This is a genomic window from Streptomyces tremellae, from assembly GCF_039540215.1.
Lineage (GTDB): Bacteria > Actinomycetota > Actinomycetes > Streptomycetales > Streptomycetaceae > Streptomyces > Streptomyces tremellae.
The window spans coordinates 75,833-94,791 of sequence record NZ_BAABEP010000026.1 but is presented as its reverse complement, the minus strand read 5'-3'; the positions used below and the strand labels follow the sequence as shown (position 1 = coordinate 94,791).

The following is an 18,959-nucleotide window of genomic DNA, read 5'->3' as shown; positions in this document are numbered from 1 at the left end:
TCTACGACCCACAGCCCGCCCCATCAGCTTGACGAAACCCATAGGGGCACCCCCCACGAGGTCTAGGAGTACGGATGTCGTTCAGACGCAAGCGCGGGCGCAGACGCCTGGCCGGCGGGCTGCTCGCGGTGCTCGCCACCGCGGCCGTCGCGTTCGCCGGGTCGCCCGCCGCATCGGCGCAGCCCGCCGGTGCCGACCACCCCGCCGCGGCGGCCCGGGCGCGGCAGGCGGCGCCGAAGGCGGCGGCAGCCCCGTCCGCCGTGCCCGCCGCGCCCGCCGGGTTCACCACCACCTGGAGCGACGACTTCAACGGTCCCGCCAACACCGGCCTCGACACCGGTACCTGGCGGTACGACACCGGCGAGGGCTGGACCTTCGGCACCGGTGAGATCGAGACCATGACCGACAGCACCGCCAACGTCTACCAGGACGGCAACGGCCACCTGGTGCTCAAGGCCCTGCACTCGGGCACCGACCCCAACTCCGGCTGGACCTCGGGCCGGGTCGAGACGCAGGCCGACGGGTTCGGCGCGCAGCCCGGCGGGGTCGTGCGGATGCAGGCGTCCATCCAGCAGCCGGACGTCACGGCCGCGAGCGGCGCGGGCTACTGGCCCGCGTTCTGGATGCTCGGCTCGCCCCTGCGGATCGGCGTGCCGTGGCCGGGATCCGGCGAGGTCGACATCCTGGAGGACGTCAACGGCCGCAGCTCCGTCTTCGGCACGCTGCACTGCGGGGTGAGCCCCGGCGGGCCCTGCAACGAGAGCAGCGGCGTGGGCAGCGGCGAACACGCCTGCGCGGGCTGCCAGACCGGATACCACACGTACGCGGTCGAGGTGGACCGCTCGACCTCGCCCGAGCAGATCCGCTGGTACCTGGACGGGCAGAACTACTTCACCCTGCGCTCCGACCAGGTCGACGCCACCGCCTGGGCCAACGCCGTCGACCACTCGTACTACATCATCTTCGACCTCGCCATGGGCGGCGGCTTCCCCGCGGCCTTCGGCGGCGGTCCGAACGCGAACACGGTCTCCGGCGGCTCGATGAACATCGACTACGTCGCCGTCTACAACAAGGCGCCGGCCGGCCACGCCGACCTGGGCCAGAACATCGCCCAGTCCAAGCCGACCACCGCGTCCTCCACGGAGAGCGGGGAGTTCCCGGCCTCCAACGCCACGGACGGCGACATCACCACCCGATGGTCGAGCGGCTTCTCCGACCCCCAGTGGCTCCAGGTCGACCTCGGGAAGTCGTACGACCTCACGCACGCCACGCTGACCTGGGAGGCCTCCGCGGCCTCCGCCTACCAGTTGCAGACGTCCGACGACGGGACCAACTGGAGAACCATCTACACCAACAACAACAGTCCACAGGACATCCAGGACACCGCGCTCTCCGGATCCGGCAGATACGTGCGCGTCTACGCCACCTCCAGAGCCTCTCAATGGGGCGACTCCCTTTACGAGTTGGCGCTGTACGGCACACCGTCCGACGGGACCGGCACCACCCCGCCGGGCAACGGCACCCTCCTGTCGCAGGGCAGGACGGCGACCGCCTCCTCGGCCGAGAACGACAGCTTCGCCGCGGCCAACGCCGTCGACGGCGACCCGGGCACCCGCTGGTCGAGCGGCTTCTTTGACCCGCAGTGGCTCCAGGTCGACCTGGGCTCCACCCGCACCCTCAGCAAGGTCGCGCTGAACTGGGAGGCGGCGTACGCCACGGCGTACCAAATCCAGACGTCCACCAACGGCACCTCCTGGACGACCGTCTACTCCACCACCAACAGCACGGGCGGCGACCAGACCGTCCCGATCACCGGCTCGGGCCGCTATGTGCGGGTCAACTGCACGGCACGCTCCACCCAGTACGGCGACTCCCTCTGGGAGTTCCAGGTCTACGGGACCTGAGCCCGCAGGCGCGGCACGGCGGCCGGACACAGCCCGCCGTGCCACCCGGGCGCCCGCGGGGACGGCCCCCCGTGGGCGCCTTCCGGCGGGGCGGGCGCCAAAACCGCTTCAAGCAGCGTCAAGCTTTGTCCTCGTCTCACCCCCGCCCGTGTCGCCGCCGTTGACATGCCTAGGACCAGGTCTTAGCGTCCGCGAATGCTGAATACGGTGTGGCAGCAAGCGCGCGGTCTGAACGGGGACCAGCGCAACGCGTTCATCGCCGCCTATCTGGGCTGGACCATGGACGCCTTCGACTACTTCCTCGTCGTACTCGTCTACAGCGAGATCGCGGACGACTTCCACGTCTCGCTCACCGACATGGCGTTCCTGACGACGGTCACGCTGATCATGCGGCCGGTCGGCGCGTTCGTTTTCGGCCTGTGGGCGGACAAGCGCGGCAGACGCACCCCCCTCATGGTCGACGTGCTCTTCTACTCCGTCGTCGGCTTCGCCTGCGCCTTCGCGCCCAACTACGCGGTCCTGCTGGTCCTCCGGCTGCTGTACGGCATCGGGATGGGCGGCGAGTGGGGCCTGGGCGCGGCGCTCGCGCTGGAGAAGATCCCCGCGGAGAAGCGCGGCTTCTGGTCCGGCATGCTCCAGGGCGGCTACTCCTTCGGCTATCTGCTCGCGGCCCTCGCCTTCCTCTTCATCGAGCCGGCCTTCGGGTGGCGCGGGCTGTTCGCGTTCAGCCTGATCCCTGCGCTGGTGGCGCTGTTCGTGCGGAGCCGGGTCGGGGAGAGTGAGGCGTGGCAGGAGTCGGTGAAGGCGAACACCACGCCCGCCCGCAAGATCTTCCGGAATCCGGTCGTCCTGAAGCGCTTCGTCTATCTGGTGCTGCTGATGACGGCGTTCAACCTGATGTCGCACGGCACCCAGGACGTGTACCCGACCTTCGTCAAGAAGGGCCTCGGGATGACGCCGACCACCGCCATCTGGATCGCGATCGTCTACAACATCGGCGCGATGATCGGCGGGCCGCTGCTCGGCGCCTACTCCGAGCGGCTCGGCCGGCGCCGGATGATCGTGATCGCGGGCATCGTGGCGCTGCCGATCGTGCCGTTCTTCGCCCTGTCGCGGACCGCGGGGCTGCTCGCGCTGAGCTCGTTCCTGATGCAGCTGTGCGTGCAGGGGGCGTGGGGCGTCATCCCCGCGCACCTCAACGAGCTGAGCCCGGACGCGATCCGCGGCTTCTACCCGGGTGTGACGTACCAGTTGGGCAACTGCATCGCGGCGCTGAACCTGCCGCTGCAGGAGTCGCTCGCCGGGCACTACAGCTACCAGACGGCGCTGATCGTGACGGTCGCGCCGACGCTGGTGCTGATGATCGTGCTGACCCTGCTGGGCAAGGAGGCGCGCGGGCGGCGCTTCGGCGCCGGCGAACCGCCGGACGCCGCACCGGCCGCGCGCTCCGCGCCTCCCGCGACGGGTGGCGCTCCGGCGGCGACCTGACGGCAGCTCACCACCCGCTCGAAGCCGACCGGGACCGTGGGGCAGGGGACCGTAAGGCAGAGGGGGCCGTGGGGCAGGGGCGCACGCCTCTTCCCCACGGCCCTCCGCGATGCCACCATGATCGAGCCATCAGGCGAGACGATGTTCACGCTGGTGAGCGTGGAGGTGGGGCGCGTCCTCGTGCACTACACCCAGAACCTTTCCCTCGCGTCGGTCGGCTGGTCCGCGCCGATCGCGGCGGTCCCCCTCCTGACGGTCCTCGTCCTCCTCGGTGTCTTCCGCCTCAAGGCCCAGTGGGCCGGGCTCGCCGCGCTCGGCGTCTCGCTCGCCGTCGCACTGTTCGCCTACGGCATGCCGGCCGGCCTGACCTTCGACGCGGCGGGCCACGGCGCGGCCAACAGCGTGCTGACGGTCCTGTGGATCACCTTCGGCTGAACGCGGGTGACTTCGGCGCCATGACCGGGCGCCAGGCGCCCGTGCTCGCTTTCCTCGTCCCGTTCCTGCTCGTCGCCGTCGCCGACGGCCCCCGCGCGCTCCGGCAGGTCTGGCCCGCGGCGCTGGCCGCGGGCGCCACCTTCTGCGGCACACAGTTCGCGCCGGCGAACTACTGGGACTACAAGCTCTGCGGCATCTTCGCCGCGCTGGTCTCCGCGGGGGCCGTCGTCGCGCTCCACCGCGTCTGGCAGCCCGCGGACGGCGACCGCGCCCCCGTTTCCGGCACCCCGCCGGTGATCGCGGGCGGCGCGGTGGACCACGACCCCGTCGCCGAGCGGCGCGCGGTCCGCCCGCAGGGCGACGGCGGGCGGCGCGGTGGGCGCCGAAGGCACCCTGTTCCGCCGGGTGTTCGGCTGGAGCGCCGCGATGACGGCACTGCTCTGCCTGCTCGTCTACCTCCAGTCCACCAGCGTCCTCGACTGGATGGTGGTCGACGGCTGACACCCGGCCCCGCCGCCCCTGTTCCACGTGAAACATCGCCGCCCGGCGCCCCGGTGTGCCGCCGACCGGGTGGCGGGGGTGGGGGCCGGCAGGATTGTGGGAGCAACGGGGTCCGCGGGTGGGTTGGGCGGGCATGGCTACTTTGGGACTCATCGGCAGTGGGCACATCGGCGGCACGCTCGCGCGGCTCGCGGTGGGCGGCGGCCTCGATGTCGTGATCAGCAACTCCAGGGGGCCCGAGACCCTGGCCGGCCTGGCGGCGGAGCTCGGGCCGCGGGCGCGGGCGGCGACCCAGGCGGAGGCCGCCGCCGCGGGCGACTGGGTGGTGGTGACCGTGCCGCTCAAGGCGTACACGCAATTGCCGCGCGAGGCGCTCGCCGGGCGGACGGTGCTCGACACCACCAACTACTACCCGGAGCGCGACGGGCACATCGAGGCCCTGGACAACGGCTCCACCACCAGCAGCGAGCTGCTGCAGGACTTCCTCGGCGAGTCGACACACGTCGTCAAGGCGTTCAACAACATCTTCTTCAAGCACCTCGGGACGCTGGCCAGGCCCGCGGGCGCGCAGGACCGCACGGCGCTGCCCATCGCGGGCGACGACGCGGAGGCCAAGCGCCGGGCCACGGAGCTGCTCGACCGCCTCGGCTACGACGCGGTGGACGCGGGGGCACTGGCCGAGGGCAGGCGCTTCCAGCCGGGCACGCCCGCCTACGGGCCGCCGTACGCGAAGGACCCCTCGCGGCCCTTCAACGAGCAGGAGGCCGGCCCCGCGTCGGCCGCCGAGATCCGCGCGTACCTCGCGAAGTCCTGACGGGCCTGCGCGAGGGCTCGGTGGCGTGAGGGTGTGCGCACCCCGCACGGCCGGACCCTCGCACGCCCCCGCCTGCTCCCGCACGACCCGCGTACCCCCGCGCGGGACCCGTGTGCGGGCGGGCGCGGCGCCCGGTCAGCGCGCGCCGGGAGCGGCGGGGGTCATGCCGCGCCGAGTCGGGCGGCTGCCGTGCCGGGACCTGTGAGGGTCGGCGGCAGCCAGCGCGGCTCCGGCCGGTCCTCGATCAGGTCGGCCTCCCGGTAGCGGTGGCAGCCCTCGTGCCAGACGAGGATGCCGGAGAGCCAGTTCTCCAGCTCCCGCACATAGCCGCCGAGCGCGTCGCGCGCCTCGCCGTCCAGCGCGAAGTCCTCGCACACCACGGGCAGTTCGTGCGCCACGATGTGCTGGAACTGCCGCATCCTGCCGTGCATCAGGTCGACCACGATCCGCAGCGCGGTCGGATAGTCGCAGGCGAAGAAGTTCTGCACGACGAGGATCCCGTTGTGCACCTCGCCCTCGTACTGGATCTCCTTCTGGTACGAGAACACGTCGTTGAGCAGGCACGCGTAGTCCTGCGCCGCGTTCTGGAGGGCCTGCACCGGGCCGCTGTCCAGCACCTCCTGCGGGACCGTGTCGCCGAGGCCGATCCTGCACAGGCTCATCGTCAGGTCGGAACCGAACGTCCTGCGCCGCATCTCGATGTAGTCGACCGGGTCGGGGACGCGGTTCTGCGCCTGGTTGGCCAGCTCCCACAGCCAGCTGTCGACCATGTCGTCGACGGCCTTGCGGAAGGCGCGCCTGCTGCGGTCGGCCATCGGCCCGGCCGTACGCGTCCACAGGTCGGCGAGGCCGCGCTCCAGCGCGTTCGCCGGGGGCGGCACCGGCGCCATGTCGAGCGGCATGAAAAGCCGCAGCCGCTCGTTGCAGGCCTTCGCGCCCGCGAGGTCGCGGGTCGTGCCGTACACCACCGGGTAGTAGTCGTCGCCGTACGTGCCCCACGCGAGCCACGCGGAGGTGAGGTCGAGGCCCTCGGGGGTGGCGTCCGGGTGGATGCCCGCCGCGCACAGCGGCAGGTCGATGCGGCGCAGCCGCCGCTCGTCCCAGACGCCGGAGTGGGGGACGCCCGGCTGCGGCGTGAGGATGCCCATGCGGTGCGCCCACTCCACGACGTGCTCGCGGGCCGTGTCGAGGTGGGGGCTGAGGCCGGGCTCGAACGGCATGCCGAGGTCGGGCACGACCGAGGGTCCCGTCTCCTGGAACGGCACATGGGCGTGGCTGCGCAGCCGGGCCGCGCCGCCCGCAGTCAGCGACTTCAGGAAGGCGGAGGCGGCCGTGCCGAGCCCCGCGGGCGTCATCGCGAACCGGGCCCCGTAGAGCCCGGCGAGGCCCCCGCCCGGCAGCGGCGGCGGGGCGTCCTGCGGGCCGCCGCCGTTCATGTAGCGGCTGGAGCGCATGTGCCACTCGTGGCCGCCCGACTGCCAGTCCTGGAGGCCCTTGACGTACGCGAGGGTGTCGGCGATCCCCTTCGGGGTGGTGCCCTTCTCGGCGAACAGCGGCGCGAGTTCGGTCAGCGCGGTGTTGTCGAACTGCTGGAGCCTCGACGTCAGCAGGTCGTTGACCGCGTCCGCCGCCTCCTGCGTCGTGCAGCCGAGGAAGGTCTCAAGGACCAGCACGCCGTTGCTCAGCTCGCCCTCCTCCTCGACCTCGCGCTGGTAGGAGAAGAGGTCGTTGCGCAGGTGGACCGCGTCCGAGAAGGTGTCGCGCAGCACCAGCAGGGGGCGGGTGTCCGCGAGCTCCGCGGGGACCTCGGCGGCGACCGCGTACTCCACGAGGCCGGCGGACCAGGGGGCGCCGCCGACCTTGCGGCGCATCTCGATGTACTCGACCGGGTTGGCGATCCGGTCGGCGTCGATGTTGGACAGCTCCCACAGGGACTCGTTGAGGAGGTTCTCCGTGCTGGTCGCGAACCTGCGCCGCCACTCCCGCGACATGCCGGGGACCGTACGGGCCCACAGGTCGGCGAGGCCCGCCTCGACGGGGTTGGTCGGCTCGGGGAACCCGTCGGCCAGGTCCATCGGCATGAAGGCGGGCAGCCGGTCCAGATACGCCTTGCCGCCCTCCCGGTCCCGGTCGCGCTTGAACGCCTCAAGGAAGTGGTCGTCGAAGAAGAAGACCCACACGTACCAGTCGGTGACCAGACAGAGCGCGGGACCGTCGCAGTCGGGGTGGGTGTACGAGCACAGCAGGCCGTAGTCGTGGGCCTCCAGGTCGCGCTCCTCCCAGATGCCGGAGCCCTCCAGCATCCCCATCTCCCTGGCCCAGTGTCTGGTGTGCTCCCTCGCCTCCTCCAGGTGCGGATTGAGCCGGGCCGGATACGGCATGTAGAAATCCGGCAGTTCAAAGGGCTGTGTCACGGGTGCGCGGCCTTTCCCGATGTTGCTCGGCGGTTCTCGAAAGGGATCGTGCTGCGCCGGAAAGGGCTGGTCGGACGCGGTGCGGGAACGCCTGGACAGCAGAAAACCGCCCCCCTTCGCCGTGCCCCCCGGTCGGCTCAGCATTACCCCGCGCGGCCGTCCGCCATCCGTGGCCCGGAACAGTCATATCAGCACATCGAACCTGTGGATTATTTTCTGCGAGCGGCGCCGGAACGGGTGACGATGGCGTGCATGAGCGACACCAGGCGCACCCTCCGGATCGCACAGCACCCGCAGGCGGACGAGCTGCTGGCCCGCAGCCCGCTCGCCGCACTCGTCGGCATGCTGCTCGACCAGCGCATCCCCATGGAGTGGGCCTTCACCGGCCCGTACACGCTGGCCTCGCGGATGGGCACGGACGACCTCGACGCCCGGGAGATCGCCGCGTACGCCCCTGAGGCGTTCACCGCCCTCTTCACCGAGAAGCCGGCGGTGCACCGCTATCCCGCGTCGATGGCGCGGCGCGTGCAGCGGCTGTGCCAGTACCTGGTGGAGACGTACGACGGGGACGCGGCGGCTGTGTGGGAGGGCGCGTCGTCGGGCGCGGACGCGCTGCGCCGGCTGAACGCGCTGCCCGGGTTCGGCAGGCAGAAGGCGCAGATCTTCCTCGCTCTGCTCGGCAAGCGGCTCGGGGTGCGGCCGCCGGGCTGGCGGGAGGCCGCGGGCCCCTACGGGGACGAGGGGGCGTACCGCTCGGCGGCCGACATCACCGGCCCCGAGTCGCTGGCGAGGGTGCGCGCCTTCAAGCAGGAGGCGAAGCGCGCGGCGAAGACGGCGCCACCCGGGAAGGAGCCGGCACCGCAGAAGGAGCCGGCCCCGGAGAAGGAGGTGCCGTGACGGCGGCACGGCGCGCCAGGTCCGTCGCGCTGTATCTGAACTTCGACATGATCGCCTCGCCCAACCACGCGGAGCTGGTCCACGACGGCGACGGCTCGGAGTCCGGCGGCCCCGGCGCGGTCCCGGCCGGCTCCGCACAGCTGGAGAAGGGGATCGCGGACTACCTCGACGGCCGGCATCTGCCGCACGGGGCGGCGGAGTTCGACGGCCGCTCCGACCACGTGCCGTTCCTCGCCGCCGGCATACCCGCGGGCGGCGCCTTCACCGGCGCGGAGGGGATCAAGACCCGCGCGGAGGCCGAGGAACACGGCGGGCGTGCGGGCGCCGCGTACGACCCCTGCTACCACCGCGCGTGCGACGGTCTCTCCCACCTCGACCGGGCCGCGCTCGACACCAACGTCGACGTGATCGCGCACGCCGTCGGCACCTACGCGCACGACCTGCGCGGGGTGGCGTGACGCGCGGGGTGGCGAGAAGCACGACGGCGCGGGCGCCGCGGGGGCGTACCGCCCCGGAGCGTCCGATGCCCTGACCCGCCACTGAGTCCCCGGCGCCGGACCCCCGGCACTGCGCCCCGGCGCCGGCGGTCGGTACCCGGAGTGGCCGGCAGTTCACCGGAAGGAACAGTTCCGCTCATTTCCCCTCCCCCTTGGGCAGGAATTGCCGCCTTTGCCCCCCACCGCGCGGGCTGCGCCCGACAGGGCACGCCCGGTAGGCTTTCCGTGTGATCTTCAAGCGCATCGGAAACGGGCGGCCGTACCCCGCTCACGGCCGGGAGTCGGTCCGGCAGTGGGCGGACGTCGCGCCGCGCCCGGTCCGCCTCGACCAGCTCGTGACCACCAAGGGACAGCTGGACCTGGAGACGCTGCTCGCCGAGGACTCGACCTTCTACGGCGACCTGTTCGCCCATGTCGTGAAGTGGCAGGGCGACCTCTACCTGGAGGACGGGCTGCACCGGGCGGTGCGCGCCGCGCTCCAGCAGCGCCAGGTCCTGCACGCCCGCGTCCTGGAGCTCGAAACGGGCTGACCGGGCGGCCCCCCGGCACGCCCGCTGGGCCTTTCGGGGCGATTCGCTGCGCCGCCCGCGCGATCCGCTGATCGTTTAGTAGGAATCACTCGGGGCGCGCACTACGCTGCGCTCATGAGCATGCTCACTCCCCCTGGGCTCGGCGGGAAGTACCGCATCACGGGCGACAAGTACCCCCGCATGCGCCGTCCCCGCCGCCGTGGCAGGACGGCCCTCATCGCGGTGCTCGCCGTGGTCGCCCTCGGGCTCGTCGGCTGGGGGACCCAGCAGCTCATCCATGTCTTCTCCGGCGACGCCGACAAGGCGGTCGCCTCGGGCAGGCCCGCCTGCAAGCCGTCCGCCGCGCCTGCGGCGCTGCCGAAGCCGGGACAGATCACCGTCAACGTCTACAACGCGACGCCACGCACCGGGCTCGCCCAGCAGACCGCGGACGAGCTGAAGAAGCGCGGCTTCCGGGTCGGCAAGGTGGGCAACGCGTCGGCGCAGTACGACAAGAAGGTGCCGGGCACCGGCGTCCTGCTCGGCGGGTCCGCCGCGCCCCACGGCACGCTCAGCGTCCTCGGCACACAGCTCAAGGGCGCCAGGACCACCACCGACGGGCGCACCGGCAAGGACGTCGACCTGATCATCGGGACCGGTTTCCACGCGCTGACGGTGCAGAAGACCGCGGACACCGAACTGGCCTCGCTCGCCAAGCCCGCGGCACGGCCCGGCTGCGCCGAGGGCAGCGGGAAGCCCGCGGCGAAGGCGGGCGCGGAGTCGGCCGCCCACCACTGAACCGCCCGCCGCTGAACCGCCCGCCATGAGCCTCACGGCCCCGGTGGCACGGAATGCCGGAGCCCGGGGGGCTCCGGGGGCTCAGCCCGAGGTGCCGTACAGCCGGTCGCCCGCGTCGCCGAGGCCGGGCACGATGTAGCCGTTCTCGTTGAGCCGCTCGTCCACCGCGGCGGCGACGACCGTCACCGGCGCACCCGCCAGTTCGCGTTCCATCGTCTCCACGCCCTCGGGCGCGGCCAGCAGCACCACCGCGGTGACGTCGTCCGCGCCGCGCCCGATCAGCTCGCGGATCGCCGCGACCAGCGTGCCGCCGGTCGCGAGCATCGGGTCGACGACGTACACCTGCCGGCCCGAGAGGTCGGCGGGCAGCCGGTTCGCGTAGGTGGACGCCGTGAGGGTCTCCTCGTCACGGACCATCCCGATGAAGCCGACCTCGGCGCTCGGCAGCAGCCGGATCATCCCGTCGAGCATGCCCACGCCCGCCCGCAGGATCGGCACGACGAGGGGCCGCGGGTACGACAGCTTCACGCCGGTCGTCGTCGTGACCGGCGTGTCGATGTCGACCTGCTCGGTCCGCACGTCCCGCGTGGCCTCGTACGCGAGCAGGGTGACCAGCTCGTCCGCGAGGCGCCTGAAGGTGGCCGAGTCGGTGCGCCGGTCGCGCAGTGTGGTGAGTTTGTGCGCCACCAGCGGGTGGTCGACGACGTGAATCCGCATGCCGAAGAGGGTAACCGGAGGCCAAGGCGCTACGCGCAGCAGCGACCGCCCGCACCGTCCGACCTGCGGCGGGAAGGAGAGGGGCGGGGCAGGGCCGCGGCTCTGGCGCGGGCATTGCACGCGGGAGGTGCACCGATGGCGGAGGAACGGGACGAGGGCGCGGGCGGCGCGGACGACGCGGACAGGCGCCGCAGGCGCGCCCAGTTCCTGCGCGAGCTGGCCGAGGCCAAGGCGCTGCGGGAGCGCGTACGGCCCCAGCACGCGCGGGTCGCGCGGCTCAGGCGCCAGCTGCGGATGCGCTCGTTCCGGTGGTGACCTCGGGCCTTGCTTCCGCGCGTTCCCCGCGGCGGCGCGCCGGGACGGCCGCCGTGGGGTGGCCCGCGCGGGGGTGGCGCGAGCACGGCGAATAAAATGTGCGCACGACGCAACGGCGGAAGACCTCTCGCGAAGCGCCAGTTTCTGCCACGATTCCGAGTGGACGGGGCACAGCGCAGCGCACCGCCCGATCGTCACACCTCTGACCAGTGGGAGAGTCACGGTGTACTTCGCCGCACTGCTCGCGCGCACCGAAGACGGGTGGGAAGCGAGCGACACAGACCTCGACGACGTGGAAACCCTCGCGGACCTGACCGACCTGGCCCGCGAGGCGTCGGTGGACGAGGACACGGTCCTCGTCTTCATCGAGCAGGAGGACGCCTGGTTCGGCATCGTGCGGGTGGACGGCGAGGACGACCCCCGCATCTATGTCTCGGACGCGGCGGCCGCCACGCGCTCCTCGTACGGGGAGATCCTCGTCGACGAACTCACCGGCGGCGACGAGGACGACGCCGCCGATCTCGACACGCTGGACCTCGACGGGACCGAGGACGGCGAGGACGACCTCGAAGACGACACGGACGACACGGAGGAACCGGGCGCGGCCGCCGGCCGCGGCGACCATCCGGCGGGCCCGCTCGGCGACCGGCAGATCCTGGGCGACTTCGGCTTCTCCGAGCGCGAGCTGCTCGCCGTGGAGACCGACGCGATGGCGGAGATCGCCGACGCGCTCGGCGCCTCCGAGGTGCTGGAGGCCGTGCGCTAGTGGCGGCGGGCGGACCGGACGGCCGGGGCGTACCGGCCGATCCGGTGCGCGGCCCGTGGCACGAGTGGATGCGCCGGGCCCTGGCCGAGGCGGAGCGGACGGCAGCCGCGGGCGACGTGCCCGTGGGCGCCCTCGTCCTGTCCCCCACCGGGACGCTGCTCGGCGCCGGCCACAACGAACGCGAGGCGACCGGCGACCCGACCGCCCACGCGGAGGTACTCGCGCTGCGCGCCGCCGCCGCGCGCCTCGGCGAGTGGCGGCTGACGGGCTGCACGCTCGTCGTCACCCTGGAGCCCTGCACGATGTGCGCGGGCGCCCTGGTGCAGGCCCGGGTCGACCGGGTGGTCTACGGCGCCAGGGACGAGAAGGCGGGGGCCGCGGGTTCGCTGTGGGACGTCGTGCGCGACCGGCGCCTCAACCACCGGCCCGAGGTGATCGGCGGAGTCCTCGCCGACGCGTGCGCGGCCCGGCTCCGCTCCTTCTTCGCGGCGCGCCGCGCCCCCGGGACCCCGGGCCCGGACACGGATTTCTGAACTGGGCCGCCCGTGGGCTAGGATCTCTCCCGGTAGCGTGTCCGAGCGGCCGAAGGAGCTCGCCTCGAAAGCGAGTGTGGGGAAACTCACCGAGGGTTCAAATCCCTCCGCTACCGCTCTCACACCCTCCTGATCGGCGGAAACGCGATCAGGAGGGTTTTTTGTGTGCCCGCGCGTGGCGTGGCTTGCCGCCGTACGGGCACCGCCGCGGGGCGGACGCGGGCAGAAGGCAGCCCGCCAGCCCGCCAGCGCGACGACGCCACGGGCGGAGCATCCGCCGTCCACGAGGCACATCGCCTCCGACCAGCTGACGGGCCGGGCCGCTCTTCGGCAAGGAGGCGTACGGGACTGCTGCCCGGCGGGTTCTCCGTGGAGGGCTGGTTCGGTCTTGAGTGGATCAGGCCGGCGGTCGCCCTGCCACCGTGGGCGCCGCTGCGGTGCGGGAGCAGGGCGAGGCGGCACCGGTTCCACCCGCTGGGGGCCGTCTCGCGGGTGCTGCCCGTGAGGGGGGTGACGCCCGCACGGAAGCGTCGTACACGCTCCGCTGGAAACATCGCTAGCGTAGCTGTATCGTTGTTTACGTGGACGCGAAAACGAAGATTCTGGAGGCGGCGGCCTCGCTGCTCGCCGAGTCTCCGACCGGCGACGTCTCCACCCGCACCGTGTGCGAGGCGGCCGGGGTCGGGCTGCCGACGCTCTACCGGCACTTCGGCGACAAGGACGCCCTGCTCGCCGCGGTCGTCGACTTCGGTTTCGAGCAGTACCTCGACTCCAAGCGGGCCGCGGTGCCCTCGGCCGACCCGGTGCGGGACGTGCGGGACGGCTGGGACGCCCATGTCGCCTTCGCTCTCTCGCACCCGAACCACTACAAGCTCATGTACTCCCCGCTGCTCAGCAGCAGGCCGGCCGCCGCCGAGGAGGCGCACCGGATGCTGACGGCCGTGGTCGAGCGCGTCGCCGCGGCCGGGCTGCTGAGCGTGCCGGTGCCCCTCGCCGCGCAGATGATCATGTCCGCCAACGCGGGCGTGGCCCTCTCCCTGCTCTACCGGCCGGACATCAACAGCGACCCCGCCTTCTCAGCACGGGTGCGCGACGCCGTGGTCGCCGCGGTCACCGCGCCCGCAGGACCCGGGGCCCCGCGGCGCGCGCCCGAGGAGGCACCCGCCACCTCCATCGCACTCGCCGCGCAGCTGCGCGCGGCACCGCCTGCCGTCCTCACGGCCGCCGAGACGTCACTGCTCCAGGAGTGGCTGGCCCGGCTCGGCCGGAGCGGGGCGGCCGGCCCCGCACAGGACACCACCACACAGAACACCCCCGCACTCGAAGGGAACGATCCGTCATGACCAGCACCACCAGCCCCCGTGTCGCCCTCGTCACCGGCGGCTCCGGCGGCATCGGCCGGGCCACAGCCGAGCGGCTGGCCCGCGACGGCTTCGCCGTCGGCGTCCACTACGCGGGCAACAGGGCGCGGGCGGAAGAAGTCGTCGAGAAGATCGCGGCGGACGGCGGGCGCGCGCTCGCCGTCGGCGGCGACGTCGCGGACGAGGCCGCGATGCGGGCCGCCTTCGACGCCGTGGAGGAGGCGTTCGGCGGCATCGACGTGGTCGTCAACACGGCGGGGATCATGGTCCTCTCCCCGGTCGCTGAGATGGACCTGGACGACCTCGACCGGATGCACCGCACCAACATCCGCGGCACGTTCGTCGTCTCCCAGCAGGCCGCGCGCCGGGTACGCACCGGCGGCGCGATCATCAACTTCTCGACCTCCGTCACCCGGACGAAGTTCCCGACCTACGCTGGGTACGTCGCGAGCAAGGCGGCCGTCGAGAGCATGTCCCTCGTCCTCGCCCGCGAGCTGCGCGGCAGGGACATCACCGTCAACGCCGTCGCCCCCGGGCCGACCGCCACCCCGCTGTTCCTCGACGGCAAGGACCAGCAGACGATCGACAACCTGGCCAACGCCGTCCCGCTGGAGCGGCTCGGCAGGCCCGAGGACATCGCCGAGACGGTCGCCTTCCTCGCCGGGCCGGCCCGCTGGGTCAACGGCCAGGTGCTGTTCACCAACGGGGGCCTGGCCTGAACCCCGGCGACCCCCGACCCCCGACAACGGTGGCGCGCCGCGCGCCGCGCGCGAGGCCAACGCCCCGGGCGCGGCGGGGCGGCTCAGGCCGTCGAGCCCGCGGGGACGGTGTGCCCCGCGGGCCCGTGAGGGTCAGCCGCCGGTGCCCGGCTGGAACGTGCCGACGACCGTCGCGGCCGCCGAGGGCGGGTTGGCGCTCACCGGACCGCCCGACCAGGCAACTTTCAGGGACGCCTTCTCGTCGGGCGGGGTGATCTCGACGGTCGCCGGGGTGACCTTCGCGCCGCCGACCATGTCCGGGTTGGGGAAGCGCAGCGTCGCCCAGGCGCTGCTGCCCGGGGCGAGCGAGACGGCCTGCTTCTGGCTGCCGCCCTCGCGCCGCGGGTCCGAGGAGACCTGCTTGCCCGAGCCGTCGACGAACGCGAAGCCGGGGAAGCCGTAGACCGTGCAGGTGCGGCCCGAGGTGTTGGTGAGCACCAGCGCGAAGTTCTCCTGGCCCGCGCCCGGGTCGTTGCCGCCGACCGACGCCTTCAGGTCCGACGTGTGGCAGCGGCTGCTGCCCGCCGGGGTGGCGTTCGAGGTGCCGCCCTTGTCGGTGGACTGCCCGCCGGACGGCTTCGACGCCTGGCCGCTCGGCGCGCTGGACTGCTGCTGTACGGAACCGGGGGACGAGGCGCCGCCGCTCGGCGCGGTGGAGCCGTCCGCGGACCGCGAGGGGCTGGCACCGTCCGTCGCGGGGCCCGCCGTGCCCGCCACCTTCTGCGGCGACGCGGGGTCCCCGCTGCCGCAGCCCGCGAGGACCGCACCGGACGCCACCAGTGCCAGCGCGCCCACGGCCAGGCGGGCGCGCGGGGAACGGGTGCCCCGCGCGCCGGTACGTACCTGCCTCAGGTTCTTCGCCATGTCCTGCCACCCGTCCGTCACGAGAACTGTCGGTTTCTGTCTACACCACATGCGATGCGGGCCCCGGCGGAAAAGTTCACGGGCCTCCCCGGACGGCCGGAACGCGGCTCGGCGGACGGTCGGCGCGCGGCCCGGAGAACGGTCGGGGCCCGGCCTGGGACGGCCGGCGCCCGGCCTAGAGGCTCGTGTCCGTGTAGCGGTCCGTCGTACTGCTCCAGCGCCGTACGCCCTCGACGAGGGTGCGGGTCTCGCGCACGTACCAGGCGGCCTCGGGGTGGCGGGCCGCGAGGGACGCGCGGAGGATGTCGCTCCGTACGCCGAGGCGGTCGACCTCGGCGCGGACGGCCTCGATGGCCGCTGCCCTGCTCAGGCGCTGTTCACGCCCCAGGATGACGATCATGTTGAACGGCGAGGCGTGCCGTTCCTCGCGATCGAGCGAGTACAGGTCGTTGATGAGCGTCGCGGTGTCGGCGACGTGCGCGCGCAGCAGCCGCATCTCGCGCTCCGCGTGCAGCGCCTCGTCGAGCGCCTCGCCCCGCACCCGCTCCAGCATGTTCATGAAGGGGTACAGGCAGCTGGCGTGGCGGCGCAGGTGGACGGCCTGACGCACCGTCGGCAGGGTCGCCGCCGCGCGGTACTGGGCCTCGGTGACGAAGGTCGTCAGGCACCGCGCCCAGTCGCGCCCTGCCCTGCGGGCCCATGCCCCCGGCATGCCCGCGCGCTGCCGCCGCCACAGGTCCTGCCAGGCGGACAGCAGGCAGGCGGGGGCGCCGGGCGCCGGGGCCTCGGGGGCCCGGTCCTGCGCCGCACCGCGCTCCGGGTACGGCCGCTCCAGATACCGCCCGGGGTGCCGGTCCCTGCCGCGGTTGCCCGGGCGGTCGCGCTCGCGGTCCGCGGTCGGGGGCCGGTCGCGCGCCCTGCCGCGGTCGGCGTCGCCGCCCGGGTAGGGCCCGGGCCGCCGGTCCTGCTCAGCGCCGGCCGGGTACGGGTACGGGCCCTGGCGCCCGGCCGCCCGCGGGCCCTGGTCGTCGTCGCGTTCCTCCAGGGTGTCGAGGAGCCCCCGCACCAGGTCGCGGCTGCCGGGCAGGTCGCGGCCCGCCGGGCCGTCGAAGTGGTCGTCGAGGATGGTGAACCAGCCGAGGGTGTCCACCAGCAGGCCCCGCGCCTCGCCCTCGACCCGGGGGTAGGCGTGGGCGATCAGGTCGGGCAGCGCGTACGCCTCGTAGCGGGCGAGCGCGCGCTGCGGCAGGAGGCCCTGGCGCAGCAGCCAGGCGGCATGGGCCTCCGTCACCGGGCGCCCGACCGCTCCGGCCATCATCATCGGTTTTCCTCCGGGTCGGTGCGCGGGGCGAACCCGACCGTGAGGCCCTGCGCCTGGACGGTCGTCCAGACGACCTCCTTGGCCGCCGAGTCCTGCACGGGCACGAGGCGGTAGGTCCGCAGCAGCGTCGCGGCGACCACCCCGATCTCGGCCCAGGCGAGGTCTTCGCCGACGCACTTGTGCTTGCCCGCGCCGAACGGCATGGCGGCCCGCCGCGCCGCCCCGCAGGACCGCGCGTCGGCGCTCCAGCGGTCCGGGTCGAAGGTGTGCGGGTCGGGGAAGAACTCGGAGTGGCGGTGGAGTGCGGTCAGGCTGAAGAGGAGCTCGCTGCCCGCCGGGATCCGGTACGCGCCGAGCGTCAGGTCCCTGGCCGCGGTGCGCATCAGGAAGGCGTTCGGAGTGTGCAGCCGCAGCAGCTCCCGCAGGGTGTCTCGGGTGTACGGGAGGTGCTCGAAGGTCTCGGGCGTGAGCACGTCGTCCGCGGCGCCCGCCGGGTCGCCGAGGTGTCCGTCGAGCTCCGCGACCACGCGGGCCAGTACGTCGGGGTGGCGTACCAGCTCGTGCAGCAGCCAGGTCATGGTGGTGGACGCGGTCTCGGTGCCCGCGCCGAACATGGTGATGGCCTCGGACCGTACGTCGTCCTCGGTGAGCGGCTCTCCCGTGGCCGGGTCGGTGGCAGAGCGCAGCAGGGCGAGCAGCGTGTCGTCGCCGCCGGCAGCGGGCTCGCCCACGGCGCGGTCCACGACCTGGTTGATCACCCGGACCGCCTCGTCGAAGCGCCGGTTGACGGGGAGCGGCAGCCGGGCGAAGGAGGGGTGCGGGTAGAGCGAGTGGAAGATCTGGCCCTTCACCAGGTCGGGCAGCGCCCGGTGGAAAGCGGCGGCGAGGCCGTCGTCGAGGCGGGCGCCGAACAGCGTCCTGGTCACGACGTCGAGGGCGAGGTGGTTCATCTCCTTGGCCACGTCGACCGGGCGGCCGTCCCCCCAACGGGATGAACGTTCCCGCACGACCTCCTGGATCACCGGCATGTAGGCGGCCGTCCGGCCCTTGGTGAAGGCGCTCTGCATGCTCCTGCGGCGGTTGCGGTGCGCCGTGCCCTCGGACATCAGCAGACCGTCGCCGAAGGCGTCCCGCAGGGTCTGCTGGACGGCGCCGCGCGGGGCGTCGTGCGCGTGGGAGACCAGGAGTTCATGGACGAGGGCGGGCGCCGTGACCACGTATACCGAGCGCGGCCCCAGCTGGACGCGGGCCACGCCGCCGACCCCGGCGAGCGACTCGATGAAGGCCAGCGGGTCGCGCAGCAGCGGGATCAGGTGGCCGAGTCCCGGAAGGCCGCCCGGGGCGCGGGGCGGCGGGGCGGCGGAGCCGGACGCGAGGTCTTGGGGGTCGGAGTAAGGAGCCAGCGTGGCCACGTCATCAGCCTTCCGTGAGCGGTCACTCATCAGGTATTGACGGCGAAAAAGTTGCCGTCCGACATAACTTCTGCCGTCAACCGGCAGATACCCCCAGCATCTCACGCTCCGCAGTCATTAGATGACTACACGTAATCGACGCACGTCGTTGGGCATATGCCAGAAGTGCGCGCCCGGGCCGCGCCCTCGCGCCCGAGGGGTCCGCACAGGACGTCCACCCCGCATGAATGCACGACAGGTGACGAGCCATCGGGCGTTGACGCCACTCACTCGACCGGGCCCCCGGCCCGGACGCGCGCCGTCACCCACGGCCCCGGCCGACCACTCCCGCGCGCGGCGCTCCGTCCACACCGGTCCCTCACCGGAAACCGGCGTTCGTATGGTTAAACTCACGGCTACTGCGAATGGCCCCACCCAGGGGGCCGGCAGTGGACCGAGAGTCAGCCGGCGGGAGGGCGAGGGCCGATGGCGACCGCACGGAAGGTCATCCTCTACGCGATAGTCGTCTTCGTCCTCTATACGATCATCACGTCCCCGGCCCGCGCGGCCGACCTGGTGCAAGTAGGGTTCGAGGGGATATCCAACGCCGCGCAGGGCGTCGGGCAGTTCTTCACGCAACTGATCCAGTAGCCACGGGCCCGCGAGCGCGGCACGT

General features: G+C 72.9%; 20 protein-coding genes, 1 tRNA gene and 1 pseudogene. 17 read left to right on the top strand and 5 right to left on the bottom strand.

Annotation, left to right across the window (positions count from 1 at the left end; genetic code table 11):
• Nucleotides 1–74 precede the first annotated feature (74 nt).
• The 6 genes and pseudogenes from ABEA77_RS18915 (at nt 75) to ABEA77_RS18895 (ending at nt 5,142) form a co-directional block, all read left to right on the top strand.
• The gene (locus tag ABEA77_RS18915; protein ID WP_345648674.1) at nt 75–1,904 is read left to right on the top strand and encodes a discoidin domain-containing protein; all 1,830 of its coding nucleotides are present in this window, start codon (nt 75–77) and stop codon (nt 1,902–1,904) included.
• 195 nt (nt 1,905–2,099) lie between these two features.
• Nucleotides 2,100–3,392, top strand: coding sequence for an MFS transporter (locus ABEA77_RS18910; protein ID WP_345648671.1), 1,293 nt, complete (start codon nt 2,100–2,102; stop codon nt 3,390–3,392).
• A 117-nt stretch (nt 3,393–3,509) separates the two neighbouring features.
• On the top strand, nt 3,510–3,827 hold the full coding sequence (locus tag ABEA77_RS18905; protein WP_345648669.1) for an L-lactate permease: 318 nt from the start codon (nt 3,510–3,512) through the stop codon (nt 3,825–3,827).
• Nucleotides 3,809–4,072 (top strand): annotated as a pseudogene (locus ABEA77_RS34005) (L-lactate permease); the annotation flags it as partial. The gene ABEA77_RS18905 and the pseudogene ABEA77_RS34005, both read left to right, overlap by 19 nt.
• 130 nt (nt 4,073–4,202) lie before the next feature.
• Nucleotides 4,203–4,328, top strand: coding sequence for a hypothetical protein (locus ABEA77_RS18900; protein WP_345648667.1), 126 nt, complete (start codon nt 4,203–4,205; stop codon nt 4,326–4,328).
• A 94-nt stretch (nt 4,329–4,422) separates the two neighbouring features.
• Nucleotides 4,423–5,142, top strand: a complete 720-nt coding sequence (locus tag ABEA77_RS18895; RefSeq protein WP_425588317.1) for an NADPH-dependent F420 reductase — start codon at nt 4,423–4,425, stop codon at nt 5,140–5,142.
• Nucleotides 5,143–5,303: 161 nt separating this feature from the next.
• Here the strand turns inward: ABEA77_RS18895 and ABEA77_RS18890 are convergent, their stop codons facing one another.
• Nucleotides 5,304–7,556 carry a terpene synthase family protein gene (locus ABEA77_RS18890; RefSeq protein ID WP_345648661.1) on the bottom strand — a complete coding sequence of 751 codons (2,253 nt, stop codon included), beginning with the start codon at nt 7,554–7,556 and terminating at the stop codon, nt 5,304–5,306.
• 252 nt (nt 7,557–7,808) lie between these two features.
• Between ABEA77_RS18890 and ABEA77_RS18885 the strand changes: the two genes are divergently transcribed.
• From ABEA77_RS18885 to ABEA77_RS18870, 4 genes are all read left to right on the top strand, one after another.
• On the top strand, nt 7,809–8,453 hold the full coding sequence (locus tag ABEA77_RS18885; RefSeq protein WP_345648658.1) for an HhH-GPD-type base excision DNA repair protein: 645 nt from the start codon (nt 7,809–7,811) through the stop codon (nt 8,451–8,453).
• Nucleotides 8,450–8,911, top strand: a complete 462-nt coding sequence (locus ABEA77_RS18880) for a M28 family peptidase (protein ID WP_345648655.1) — start codon at nt 8,450–8,452, stop codon at nt 8,909–8,911. The genes ABEA77_RS18885 and ABEA77_RS18880 overlap by 4 nt, the downstream gene beginning before the upstream one ends.
• Nucleotides 8,912–9,177: 266 nt before the next feature.
• Complete coding sequence (locus ABEA77_RS18875; protein WP_235795497.1) at nt 9,178–9,480, top strand: type II toxin-antitoxin system VapB family antitoxin; 303 nt, start codon at nt 9,178–9,180, stop codon at nt 9,478–9,480.
• A gap of 114 nt (nt 9,481–9,594) precedes the next feature.
• Nucleotides 9,595–10,257: a LytR C-terminal domain-containing protein gene (locus ABEA77_RS18870; RefSeq protein ID WP_345648646.1), complete on the top strand. Its 663-nt coding sequence runs from the start codon at nt 9,595–9,597 to the stop codon at nt 10,255–10,257.
• An 81-nt stretch (nt 10,258–10,338) separates the two neighbouring features.
• Here ABEA77_RS18870 and upp read toward each other — a convergent pair whose 3' ends face one another.
• On the bottom strand, nt 10,339–10,974 hold the full coding sequence (upp, locus tag ABEA77_RS18865; RefSeq protein WP_345648643.1) for a uracil phosphoribosyltransferase: 636 nt from the start codon (nt 10,972–10,974) through the stop codon (nt 10,339–10,341).
• Nucleotides 10,975–11,109: 135 nt separating this feature from the next.
• On the opposite strand from upp, the gene ABEA77_RS18860 reads away from it, so the two are divergent.
• The 6 genes from ABEA77_RS18860 to ABEA77_RS18835 all read left to right on the top strand — a co-directional run bounded on the left by ABEA77_RS18860 (nt 11,110) and on the right by ABEA77_RS18835 (nt 14,668).
• The gene (locus ABEA77_RS18860; RefSeq protein ID WP_345648640.1) at nt 11,110–11,289 is read left to right on the top strand and encodes a hypothetical protein; all 180 of its coding nucleotides are present in this window, start codon (nt 11,110–11,112) and stop codon (nt 11,287–11,289) included.
• A gap of 223 nt (nt 11,290–11,512) precedes the next feature.
• Nucleotides 11,513–12,055 (top strand): tRNA adenosine deaminase-associated protein, encoded by a 543-nt coding sequence (locus ABEA77_RS18855; protein ID WP_345648637.1) that lies wholly within the window; start codon nt 11,513–11,515, stop codon nt 12,053–12,055.
• Nucleotides 12,056–12,123: 68 nt separating this feature from the next.
• Entirely contained in the window at nt 12,124–12,588 is a 465-nt protein-coding gene (gene tadA / locus ABEA77_RS18850) for a tRNA adenosine(34) deaminase TadA (protein WP_345648695.1), read from the top strand.
• Nucleotides 12,589–12,619: 31 nt separating this feature from the next.
• Nucleotides 12,620–12,704: transfer RNA gene (locus ABEA77_RS18845), tRNA-Ser, on the top strand.
• Between the two features lie 465 nt (nt 12,705–13,169).
• Nucleotides 13,170–13,931, top strand: coding sequence for a TetR/AcrR family transcriptional regulator (locus ABEA77_RS18840; protein ID WP_345648634.1), 762 nt, complete (start codon nt 13,170–13,172; stop codon nt 13,929–13,931).
• Entirely contained in the window at nt 13,928–14,668 is a 741-nt protein-coding gene (locus tag ABEA77_RS18835) for an SDR family oxidoreductase (RefSeq protein ID WP_345648632.1), read from the top strand. Before ABEA77_RS18840 ends, ABEA77_RS18835 begins: the two co-directional genes overlap by 4 nt.
• Before the next feature lie 132 nt (nt 14,669–14,800).
• Here ABEA77_RS18835 and ABEA77_RS18830 read toward each other — a convergent pair whose 3' ends face one another.
• The 3 genes from ABEA77_RS18830 to ABEA77_RS18820 all read right to left on the bottom strand — a co-directional run bounded on the left by ABEA77_RS18830 (nt 14,801) and on the right by ABEA77_RS18820 (nt 18,304).
• The gene (locus tag ABEA77_RS18830; RefSeq protein ID WP_345648629.1) at nt 14,801–15,571 is read right to left on the bottom strand and encodes a DUF4232 domain-containing protein; all 771 of its coding nucleotides are present in this window, start codon (nt 15,569–15,571) and stop codon (nt 14,801–14,803) included.
• 175 nt (nt 15,572–15,746) lie between these two features.
• Nucleotides 15,747–16,892: a terpene synthase family protein gene (locus tag ABEA77_RS18825; RefSeq protein ID WP_345648626.1), complete on the bottom strand. Its 1,146-nt coding sequence runs from the start codon at nt 16,890–16,892 to the stop codon at nt 15,747–15,749.
• Nucleotides 16,889–18,304 carry a cytochrome P450 gene (locus ABEA77_RS18820; protein ID WP_345648623.1) on the bottom strand — a complete coding sequence of 472 codons (1,416 nt, stop codon included), beginning with the start codon at nt 18,302–18,304 and terminating at the stop codon, nt 16,889–16,891. The genes ABEA77_RS18825 and ABEA77_RS18820 overlap by 4 nt, the downstream gene beginning before the upstream one ends.
• Nucleotides 18,305–18,769: 465 nt before the next feature.
• On the opposite strand from ABEA77_RS18820, the gene ABEA77_RS18815 reads away from it, so the two are divergent.
• Nucleotides 18,770–18,934 carry a hypothetical protein gene (locus tag ABEA77_RS18815; RefSeq protein WP_345648620.1) on the top strand — a complete coding sequence of 55 codons (165 nt, stop codon included), beginning with the start codon at nt 18,770–18,772 and terminating at the stop codon, nt 18,932–18,934.
• Nucleotides 18,935–18,959: the final 25 nt, after the last annotated feature.

Coding starts and splice junctions, on each gene's coding strand:
- ABEA77_RS18835 (WP_345648632.1), top strand. CDS start 13,928: ATGACCAGCACCACCAGCCCCCGTGTCGCCCTCGTCACCGGCGGCTCC.
- ABEA77_RS18915 (WP_345648674.1), top strand. CDS start 75: ATGTCGTTCAGACGCAAGCGCGGGCGCAGACGCCTGGCCGGCGGGCTG.
- ABEA77_RS18885 (WP_345648658.1), top strand. CDS start 7,809: ATGAGCGACACCAGGCGCACCCTCCGGATCGCACAGCACCCGCAGGCG.
- ABEA77_RS18815 (WP_345648620.1), top strand. CDS start 18,770: ATGGCGACCGCACGGAAGGTCATCCTCTACGCGATAGTCGTCTTCGTC.
- tadA (WP_345648695.1), top strand. CDS start 12,124: ATGCGCCGGGCCCTGGCCGAGGCGGAGCGGACGGCAGCCGCGGGCGAC.
- upp (WP_345648643.1), bottom strand. CDS start 10,974: ATGCGGATTCACGTCGTCGACCACCCGCTGGTGGCGCACAAACTCACC.
- ABEA77_RS18910 (WP_345648671.1), top strand. CDS start 2,100: ATGCTGAATACGGTGTGGCAGCAAGCGCGCGGTCTGAACGGGGACCAG.
- ABEA77_RS18860 (WP_345648640.1), top strand. CDS start 11,110: ATGGCGGAGGAACGGGACGAGGGCGCGGGCGGCGCGGACGACGCGGAC.
- ABEA77_RS18905 (WP_345648669.1), top strand. CDS start 3,510: ATGATCGAGCCATCAGGCGAGACGATGTTCACGCTGGTGAGCGTGGAG.
- ABEA77_RS18825 (WP_345648626.1), bottom strand. CDS start 16,892: ATGATGATGGCCGGAGCGGTCGGGCGCCCGGTGACGGAGGCCCATGCC.
- ABEA77_RS18870 (WP_345648646.1), top strand. CDS start 9,595: ATGAGCATGCTCACTCCCCCTGGGCTCGGCGGGAAGTACCGCATCACG.
- ABEA77_RS18830 (WP_345648629.1), bottom strand. CDS start 15,571: ATGGCGAAGAACCTGAGGCAGGTACGTACCGGCGCGCGGGGCACCCGT.